We start from the raw sequence: 8,330 nt of genomic DNA on the forward strand, positions 1-8,330 counted from the left end.
GGCGTCATTCTCACCCCGCGCCGGCCCGCCGGCACGGATCAATCCTCGGCGATCCGTCCGGCGTCGACCCGCAGCCGGCGGTTCGTCTCGATGGCGGCCAGCATCCGCCGGTCGTGGGTGACCAGCAGCAGCGTGCCCGGGTAGCTGGCCAGGGCCGCTTCGAGCTGCTCGATGGCCGGCAGGTCCAGGTGGTTGGTGGGCTCGTCGAGTACCAGCAGGTTGACCCCGCGCCCCTGGAGCAGGGCCAGCGCCGCCCGCGTCCGCTCGCCGGGGGACAGGGTGGCCGCCGGCCGTGGCACGTGCGCCGCGCGCAGCCCGAACTTGGCCAGCAGGGTCCGCGCGTCCGCCGGCGACATCTCCGGTACGGCCGCCTGGAAGGCGTCGATCAGCGGCGCGTCGCCGAGGAACAGCCCTCGGGCCTGGTCCACCTCGCCGACCACCACCCCGGGCCCGAGCGACGCGGTTCCGGCGTCCAGCGGCAGCCGACCGAGCAACGCGGCCAGCAGGGTGGACTTGCCCGAGCCGTTCGCCCCGGTCACCGCGACCCGGTCCGCCCAGTCGATCTGGAGGTCGATCGGGCCGAGGGTGAACCCGCCCCGGCGTACCACCGCGCCGCGCAGCGTGGCCACGACGGCGCCGGCGCGGGGCGCGGCGGCGATCTCCATCCGCAGCTCCCACTCCTTGCGGGGCTCCTCGACCACGTCGAGCCGTTCGATCAGCCGCTCGGTCTGCTTGGCCTTGGCCGCCTGCTTCTCGGTCGCCTCGCTGCGGAACTTGCGGCCGATCTTGTCGTTGTCGGTGGCCTTGCGGCGGGCGTTCTTCACGCCCTTCTCCATCCAGGCGCGCTGGGTGCGGGCCCGCGCTTCCAGGCCAGCCCGGGCGTCCGCGTACTCCTCGAAGTCGGCGCGGGCGTGCCGCCGCGCCACCTCGCGCTCCTCCAGATAAGCCGCGTAGCCACCGCCGTAGTGGTGCACCTGCTGCTGCGGCAGGTCCAGCTCCAGCACCCGGGTCACCGTGCGGGTCAGGAACTCCCGGTCGTGGCTGACCAGCACCGTGCCGGCCCGCAGCCCCGTGACGAACTCCTCCAACCGCTCCAGCCCGGCCAGGTCCAGGTCGTTGGTCGGCTCGTCGAGCAGGAACACGTCGTAGCGGCTGAGCAGCAGCGAGGCCAGCCCCGCCCGGGCGGCCTGACCGCCGGAGAGCCCGGTCGTCGGATGGTCCAGGTCGACCGCGAGCCCAAGGTCGGCGCTGACCTGCTCGGCGCGCTCGTCCAGGTCCGCGCCGCCGAGGGCCAGCCAGCGCTCCAGCGCGTCGGCGTACGCGTCGTCGGCGCCCGCGGCCCCGGCGGTCAGCGCCTCGGTCGCCACGTCCAGCGCGGCCTGCGCGGCCGTCACCCCGGTCCGCCGGGCCAGGAAATCGCGCACCGTCTCGCCCGGCCGCCGTTCCGGTTCCTGCGGCAGGTGCCCGACGGTCGCGGTGGGCGGGCTGAGCCGGACGCTGCCGGCCTCCACCGGCAGCAACCCGGCGAGGGTACGCAGCAGCGTCGACTTGCCGGCGCCGTTCGGCCCGACCAGGCCGACCACGTCGCCGGGGGCGACGACCAGGTCCAATCCGGCGAAGAGCGGGCGGTCGCCGTGCCCGGCGGCCAGGTCCTTGACGATCATCGTGGCGCTCATCAGGACGGCAGCCTATCCGGCCGCCGGCATACGGCCGGGCGGCAGCGGGCAGACTCAACGACGTGGTGACCACACTGGCGATCGACTGCGGTGGCGGGGGCATCAAGGCGTCGGTACTCGACGAGGCCGGCACGATGCGGGCCCGGCCGCTGCGGGTGCCGACCCCGTACCCGCTGCCGCCTGAGCTGTTCGTCCGAACCCTGCTCGACCTGGGCGGGCGGCTGCCGGCGGCCGACCGGCTCACCGTGGGCGTGCCCGGGATGATCCGGCACGGAGTGGTGGTGACCACACCGCACTACGTGACCCGCAGCGGACCACGCAGCCGGGTCGATCCGGACCTGCTCGCCGAGTGGTCCGGCTGGGACGCGCGGGGCGCGCTGGCCGACGCGTTCGGGGTGCCGGCGCTGGTGCTCAACGACGCCGAGGTGCACGGCGCCGGGGTGGTCGCCGGCACCGGATGCGAGCTGGTCCTGACCCTGGGCACCGGGCTGGGTAGCGCCCTCTTCGACGGCGGGGTGCTCGCCCCGCACCTGGAGTTGTCCCACGCGCCGGTGCGGTGGGGCACCACCTACGACACGTACGTGGGCGAGCCGGAGCGCCGCCGGCTCGGCGACGCCTTCTGGTCCCGGCGGATCCGGCAGGTGGTGGACGGGCTCCGCCCGGTGTTCCGTTGGGACCGGCTCTACCTGGGCGGGGGCAACTCCCGGCTGATCCGGCCCGAGCAGCTGGCCCGGATGGGCGACGACGTCGTCGTGGTGCCGAACACCGCGGGGATCGTCGGCGGCGTCCGCGCCTGGGAGCTGTCCACCGGACGCCGGGACGCCCGCACCTGACCCGCCGAGGGTGGAAAGAGACCCGGGGAACAGTCGCCAAACGCCCAGCGTTGTGCCAGCGTCGGAACAGTGACGGCGCGCGACCCGAGGAGGTGGGCAGATGGATCTTCTGGCGGACTACCGGCGGGCGACCATGTTCTTCGAAACAGGTGATCCGAGCGGAGCGGCCCGACTGCTGGAGCCGATCGTGGACGCCGAACCCGGCAACGCGGCGGTCCGGCAGCTGCTGGCCCGGGCGTACTTCCAGTCGGCTCAGCTCAACCGGGCCGAGGAGCAGCTGCGGGAGCTGGTCGACCGGGACCCGAGCGACCACTACGCGCACCACGTGCTGGGCCGGACGCTGGAGCGGCTGAACCGGCACTCGGACGCGCTGCGGCACCTGCGGATCGCCGCCGCGATGTACGCGGCCAACGACGACTACCGGGTCGCGCTGGAGCGGGTGGAGACCCGCCTGGGCGGTACGCGCTGAACGCGGACCGGTGACGTGCACGGGGCGGCCCTTCGGGGCCGCCCCGTCGTCGTCCGGCGGGCGCCCCGCCTGGCGTGCCTAGGATGGCGGACATGGGACCTGACCGGCCGGGGGCTGCGGCATGAAGCTCAAGCTGGACCTGCACGAGATCTTCAACAAGGGCCAGGACATCGACCGCGCGTTACGCGGGATCATGGACGAGGCGGTGGCGAAGAAGGCCACCCTCGTGGAGATCATCCCGGGCAAGGGATCGGGCCAGCTCAAGAAGCGGGTGCTGCGGTTCCTCGACCAGAAGGACGTCAAGCAGCTCTATCACCGGGTGGAGAAGGACTCCAAGAACTTCGGCCGACTCTTCGTGCACTTCCGCTGGAAGTAGAGACGGCGTGGCCTCTGACCTGCGTCTCAGGGCGCTGCCAAGGCCGACGAACCATGATCATGCCGTGTCCAGGCCGTCAAGGGCTTGCGGAGCGCCTTCGCCGGCCTGGTCTCCACCGAGTGCCTTGTCGATGGCCCGGCGGGTGCGATCCTCGCTGGCCGGCAGTAGGTGGGTGTAAGTCCGGAGGGTGAAGCCCGGGTCCGCGTGGCCCAGGTAGGCCGACAGAGCCTTGATGCTCTCTCCGGCGTCCAGGAGGACCGAAGCGTAGGTGTGCCGCAGGACGTGCATCCCGTTGTGTCGGTCATCGGGGATGCCGGTCGCCCGGATCGCGGGCTTCCAGACGCCGGAGTTGAACATCGAGCGGGACAGCGCCAGGCCGGCGGGTGTCGTCAGGTACAGCTCTACGGTTCGCGGTTCGCCGGTCAGCGTCTCCCACGGCAGGGTCACCGCAATTGGCGGGCAGTCTCGCGTGTGTTGCTCCAGCCTGCCGGCCACCGAGTCCGGCAACGGGACCTCGCGGGACCTGCCGCCCTTTGGCGGGGCGAAGATCAGCGAACCGCGAACGAGTTTGATCTGCCGAGTGACCCGCGAGGAGACCGGCATCAGCGTCGAAGTGTCTGGGATGGTTGGTGTCTACTCCGATCCTGGCCACGTCATCGAGTACTCAGACGGCGAGGTACGGCAGCAGTTCTCGCTCTGCTTCAGTGCCGTACCGGTCAGCGGCACACCGACCCCGAGCGACGAGTCACATGACGTCCGGTGGGTGGCCCGCGACGAGCTGGCCGCGCTCGACATTCACCCGTCGACCCTGCTGCGCATCACCCACGGCTACAAGGATCGTCCCGAGCCCTATATCGGCTGATGGACGCCGCCGACCAGACGGTGCTGAGTCCGCCGCACGGCAGCGACCATTTCTGGTTCCGCCCGGCAAATGAAGCGGGTCACCAGGTGCTCCGGCCCGTACCGCGAACGGATCTCCGCCAGCCGCTCCAACACCTCGAAATCCTGGCCATCCGGCCCGGTCGTCATGTCCGAGCAGCAGAGAGCGTCGGTCACCGCGGTTTCCTCCCGAGGGAACTCGGCAGCAAGAACCTCGCCTAGCCCACGCTCCTCAGCTTCCAGCCACGCACAGGAATGATGGGCCACCAGGGCGGCAATCCGCTCGTTGAACCGCTCACGGCGCAGCCAGCGACCACCATCAAGCGAGTGAAAGCCGGTGTCGACCAGGTCAGGGCTGTAGCCCACATCGTGCAACCACGCCGATGCTACAAGCACCTCTCGATCCTCGGCCGGTACCGCTGAGCTGATCCTGTCCGCCTTGGCAGCGACCGCTTGGACGTGACTCCATCGACGGGGCAACGGCGTCTCCAACAGGTGTCGCGCAACTTCCCGGGCGGTGTCGACGAGGGCGGCCATGTCGCCAGGCTACGGAGCGACCCAGCCCGCGCACCATCCCGTGTCCAGTCGCTGGCCAGGCGAGGGCGGCCGGGCTGCCGGCGTGTCTAGTCCCACCACACGCTTGACGAATCCGTCCCAGAACATGCACGAAAGTCCGCCTTGATTACTCGATCATCCTGAGTACCTTCAGTGACCATCGAGCGGTGGTGACGGTGGGCTTACGCACCCATCCGCTCATGTGCGACACCACGTGCGACTGCTGACCCGCTTGATGGAGACACACATGGACGTGGCCTGGACCGCGATCGATCCCGAGAGTGGCGACCTGGCCGCCACGGAGACCCGGTCTAACGCCGACGGGTTCATGTCCCGGCTTCAGCACCTTCTGCGCGCCGGGGAGGGATACACGGAGGTGCGCCGCGTCGAGGTGGACTACCCCCTCCTAACGTTCTCGTTCAGAGGGGACTACGGGGTCATGCACCTGTTTGAGTCGCCAGACGACTGCCGCCTTCTCCGTGGGGATGGAAGGCTGCCCGCGATGAGAACCATCGACGTGCCGGTGTTCGGCGGCGACTGCACATTCTCGGGTGACTTCGTCTCCAGCGTGGCGACGGCAATGGCGGCGATCACGGCATTCATCGAAGGTGCTCCAGCCGAACGACTCGGAGAGTGGGTTCGGCTCTGAGCCAGCGCAGTGCCGTCTTGGTCGTCAGCACCGCTTGATCAGCGTCGCGCTCGTGCTGCGATGAGCCGGCCCTGCCGCGGACCGTAAGGGTCTCCGGGATCGTCCTGAGGATCATGTCAAGCGTCTGGTGGGACGCGAATGCCAAGCATCGGCCGTGACACGACAGGCCGACCGCCGGCGATGTTGTGCAAACTTTCTGTACGTCTTCAAGGCGGCCCGAGACGGGCCGCACGCGCCGCCGCCTGGGCGCGCGTCTGACCCCTCCCTTAGCCGGTCGGGGCCAGCCACGCCATCGCCCGTCGGCTGGCGCGGAGAGCGGGAAGCCCAGGGGCCGCCGCTGACGGTAGCGCCGAGGGTCGTTGAGGTTCGTGGGCCGGCAGCCGGCCGGGCCGCGCCCGATCGGCGCGGCGCAGGGAAGGGCACGCCGGGTCCGCGCGGCGGGTCGGGGCGGCGGGTTGGTCGCGGTTATCGCGCCTCCGGCGGGGGCGCAACGACTCGGAGATGGCCGGGGGTCCGTCGGCGGGTCGCGGTCCGTGGGTGGTTGCGCAGGGCCATCCCGCCACCCGGGCGAGCCGAGCAAACCACCACCCGGCCCGCCAGCGCCCGAACTTGCGTCAAGGCCGTCTTGACGTGGCGGACCGGGCGGCGGCCCGCTTCCCAGGAGGGCGGGTCGGCGGCAGACAGTGAGGATGGTGGGGTGGGTCGCTGGGTTGGTCTGACTCACCGGCAGACCGACGGTTGCTGTCCTCATCCCGATTCGTCGGCCAGCTCGGTGGCCCCGCGACCTGCATGTCACCGGTCAGGCGTCGTGACCTGATAGGAGCCTGTGCGAGAGGCGCCCACCACTGTGTTGTCCGCATCGCCTGACCGGTGACGTGTCCACAGGATTCTCGACGCAGACGAGAAAGGCGGACCTCACCAGCATGGCAGCCAAGAGACGATCTGTTATCGGTGGTGTTGACACCCATCGGGACACGCACCACGCCGCCGTCATCGACAGCACGGGCGGCCTCCTGGCCGACGCCGAGTTCCCCGTAACCACCGCCGGCTACGCAGACCTGCTGGCCTGGATGCGCTCCTTCGGCCGGGTAACTGCCGTGGGAGTCGAGGGCACCGGCAGCTACGGCGCTGGCCTGGCCCGCTACCTGACCAGCAAGAAGATCGCCGTCGTGGAGGTGGACCGGCCCGACCGCCGTGCCCGCCGCAATCACGGCAAGTCAGATCCGATCGACGCCATCGCCGCCGCCCGGGCAACCCTTGCAGGCACCGCGATGGGCACGCCGAAGACCCGCACCGGGCCGGTCGAGGCCATCCGCGCCCTGCGGGTCGCCCGCCGAGGAGCGGTCAAAGCCCGCACGGCCGCCCTGAACCAGATGCGCGGCCTGGTCGCCGCCGCCCCCGAACCTCTGCGAGCCCACCTGACCAGGACCAGCGCCGCCACGCTGGTCAGCCGGTGCGCTGCACTGATCTACGACCCGGCCACACTCCAAGAACCGGAGCACGCCACCGCCGCAGCCCTGGTCGGACTCGGACGCCGGGTCACCGCCCTCACCGACGAGATCACCCTCCTCGACCGACAGGTGACACCCATCGTCGCGAAGGCGGCACCCCGCACCACAGCCCTGTTCGGCGTCGGCCCCGACGTCGCCGCGCAGCTGCTCACCACCGCCGGGGACAACCCCGACCGGCTGCACTCCGAAGCCGCCCTCGCCCACCTCTGCGGCGCAGCACCCATCCCCGCCAGCTCAGGAAGGGTGCGCCGCCACCGCCTGCATCGAGGAGGCGACCGCGGCGCCAACCACGCCCTACACACCATCGCGCTCTGCCGCATGCGCTACGACCAGCGCACCCGCGCCTACGTCCACCGCCGCATCACCGAAGGCCTCAGCAAGCAGGAGATCCTCCGCTGCCTCAAGCGCTACATCGTCCGCGACGTCTACACCGCCCTGCTCGCCGACTTCGCTGCCCTCGCCCCTTGACCTCCATAGGAGCATCGGGATGGCTTGAGGATGTCGTCTAGTCTCGCTGTGTCGGCGGGGCCGCCCGGGAGCCGTTCGGCGGAGGCATCGTAATGTGGCGGGTTTTGCTCGGGCTTTTGTTGGGAGTGCTCTTCATCGTGATTGGAGCGGCCCTCGCGACTGACTATCGCGGCATCGCGACAAAGCATATAGATCTATCGATGCAGATTGTGCGTCCGCTTAGTCCCTTCCGGTGGACGGATGACCGACTGGCTCGACGCCGCGCTTTCTTCATTGTGTTCGACAGGCTCTTTGGGGTGTTGATGATATTGGCGGGCGCGGCGATGCTGGTCGGCGGCGGGCAACTGCTACTCAGCGAGCGCTTGTAGCTCAACAAGGCGTTGCCCCCGCACGTATGGCGGGCGACCCGTGGGGATGTTGTGCGGGTGGGCGAGGCGGGCGACCCTGGGTGACTAACCGAGTGACGATCGGTGCGGACGTCAGTGGACAAGCTCGGACGATGGCGGACCGCACCCCTAGGTCAAGGGCCATGGAATAGCAGCTCAGGTGGCAGTGCTGGTTGCCTGGGGGTCAAGGGGTCATCGGCCCGAATCCGGCCGTCCCGACAGCGGCCGAGTTAGCCAGGACTGGCGGTGCATCGGGTGTAGGGAACGTTGCCTAAATCGGGGAAACCGCCCAGGTCAGAGATGGCGGTGTCACCTGCCTGTGTGTAGGTGAGGGTGAAGAGGACCGGCATTGGCGCTGGGCAGGGCACGAGCACGTCGAACGTGATCGTCAACCAGGTGATGGCGCCAGGTGGGAGTGGGTGCGGGGTCCTGACGTCCATGTACGACAACTGGCCGCAGCTTCCCCATGCGCTCGTCGTTGCTCTCAGCCCGTTCAACGGAAGGACCGGTTCGATCCGGTCAAGCGTC

Annotated in this window: 8 protein-coding genes and 1 pseudogene; 6 read left to right on the forward strand and 3 right to left on the reverse strand. The window is 70.0% G+C overall.

Going from position 1 to position 8,330, the window contains the following annotated elements:
* Positions 1-38: 38 nt before the first annotated feature.
* Positions 39-1,676: an ABC-F family ATP-binding cassette domain-containing protein gene (locus tag ABZU69_RS08065; RefSeq protein WP_354963647.1), complete on the reverse strand. Its 1,638-nt coding sequence runs from the start codon at positions 1,674-1,676 to the stop codon at positions 39-41.
* 62 nt (positions 1,677-1,738) lie between these two features.
* Here ABZU69_RS08065 and ABZU69_RS08070 point away from each other — a divergent pair, with 62 nt between their 5' ends.
* The 3 genes from ABZU69_RS08070 to ABZU69_RS08080 all read left to right on the forward strand — a co-directional run bounded on the left by ABZU69_RS08070 (position 1,739) and on the right by ABZU69_RS08080 (position 3,354).
* Positions 1,739-2,509, forward strand: coding sequence for an ROK family protein (locus ABZU69_RS08070; protein WP_354963648.1), 771 nt, complete (start codon positions 1,739-1,741; stop codon positions 2,507-2,509).
* A 100-nt stretch (positions 2,510-2,609) separates the two neighbouring features.
* Complete coding sequence (locus ABZU69_RS08075) at positions 2,610-2,978, forward strand: tetratricopeptide repeat protein (protein ID WP_089018862.1); 369 nt, start codon at positions 2,610-2,612, stop codon at positions 2,976-2,978.
* Between the two features lie 121 nt (positions 2,979-3,099).
* Positions 3,100-3,354 (forward strand): Smr/MutS family protein, encoded by a 255-nt coding sequence (locus ABZU69_RS08080; protein ID WP_007465523.1) that lies wholly within the window; start codon positions 3,100-3,102, stop codon positions 3,352-3,354.
* A 57-nt stretch (positions 3,355-3,411) separates the two neighbouring features.
* Here ABZU69_RS08080 and ABZU69_RS08085 read toward each other — a convergent pair whose 3' ends face one another.
* The gene (locus tag ABZU69_RS08085; RefSeq protein WP_354963649.1) at positions 3,412-3,957 is read right to left on the reverse strand and encodes a tyrosine-type recombinase/integrase; all 546 of its coding nucleotides are present in this window, start codon (positions 3,955-3,957) and stop codon (positions 3,412-3,414) included.
* Between ABZU69_RS08085 and ABZU69_RS08090 the strand changes: the two are divergent.
* A pseudogene (locus tag ABZU69_RS08090) lies at positions 3,938-4,216 on the forward strand (NUDIX domain-containing protein); the annotation flags it as partial. The gene ABZU69_RS08085 and the pseudogene ABZU69_RS08090 sit on opposite strands and share 20 nt — an antisense overlap.
* Here ABZU69_RS08090 and ABZU69_RS08095 read toward each other — a convergent pair.
* The gene (locus ABZU69_RS08095) at positions 4,204-4,770 is read right to left on the reverse strand and encodes an HD domain-containing protein (RefSeq protein WP_354963650.1); all 567 of its coding nucleotides are present in this window, start codon (positions 4,768-4,770) and stop codon (positions 4,204-4,206) included. The pseudogene ABZU69_RS08090 and the gene ABZU69_RS08095 sit on opposite strands and share 13 nt — an antisense overlap.
* Before the next feature lie 265 nt (positions 4,771-5,035).
* Here ABZU69_RS08095 and ABZU69_RS08100 point away from each other — a divergent pair, with 265 nt between their 5' ends.
* Together ABZU69_RS08100 and ABZU69_RS08105 are read left to right on the forward strand one after the other, a co-directional pair.
* Positions 5,036-5,437, forward strand: coding sequence for a hypothetical protein (locus tag ABZU69_RS08100; RefSeq protein ID WP_354963651.1), 402 nt, complete (start codon positions 5,036-5,038; stop codon positions 5,435-5,437).
* A 923-nt stretch (positions 5,438-6,360) separates the two neighbouring features.
* On the forward strand, positions 6,361-7,416 hold the full coding sequence (locus ABZU69_RS08105) for an IS110 family transposase (RefSeq protein ID WP_354963652.1): 1,056 nt from the start codon (positions 6,361-6,363) through the stop codon (positions 7,414-7,416).
* Positions 7,417-8,330: the final 914 nt, after the last annotated feature.

The sequence above is a fragment of the Micromonospora sp. NPDC005206 genome (assembly GCF_040608175.1).
GTDB lineage: Bacteria > Actinomycetota > Actinomycetes > Mycobacteriales > Micromonosporaceae > Micromonospora.

Bases quoted from the DNA above. Each gene is read 5' to 3' on its own strand.
- ABZU69_RS08065 (WP_354963647.1), bottom strand. From the start codon at position 1,676: ATGAGCGCCACGATGATCGTCAAGGACCTGGCCGCCGGGCACGGCGAC.
- ABZU69_RS08075 (WP_089018862.1), top strand. From the start codon at position 2,610: ATGGATCTTCTGGCGGACTACCGGCGGGCGACCATGTTCTTCGAAACA.
- ABZU69_RS08080 (WP_007465523.1), top strand. From the start codon at position 3,100: ATGAAGCTCAAGCTGGACCTGCACGAGATCTTCAACAAGGGCCAGGAC.
- ABZU69_RS08085 (WP_354963649.1), bottom strand. From the start codon at position 3,957: ATGCCGGTCTCCTCGCGGGTCACTCGGCAGATCAAACTCGTTCGCGGT.
- ABZU69_RS08095 (WP_354963650.1), bottom strand. From the start codon at position 4,770: ATGGCCGCCCTCGTCGACACCGCCCGGGAAGTTGCGCGACACCTGTTG.
- ABZU69_RS08100 (WP_354963651.1), top strand. From the start codon at position 5,036: ATGGACGTGGCCTGGACCGCGATCGATCCCGAGAGTGGCGACCTGGCC.
- ABZU69_RS08105 (WP_354963652.1), top strand. From the start codon at position 6,361: ATGGCAGCCAAGAGACGATCTGTTATCGGTGGTGTTGACACCCATCGG.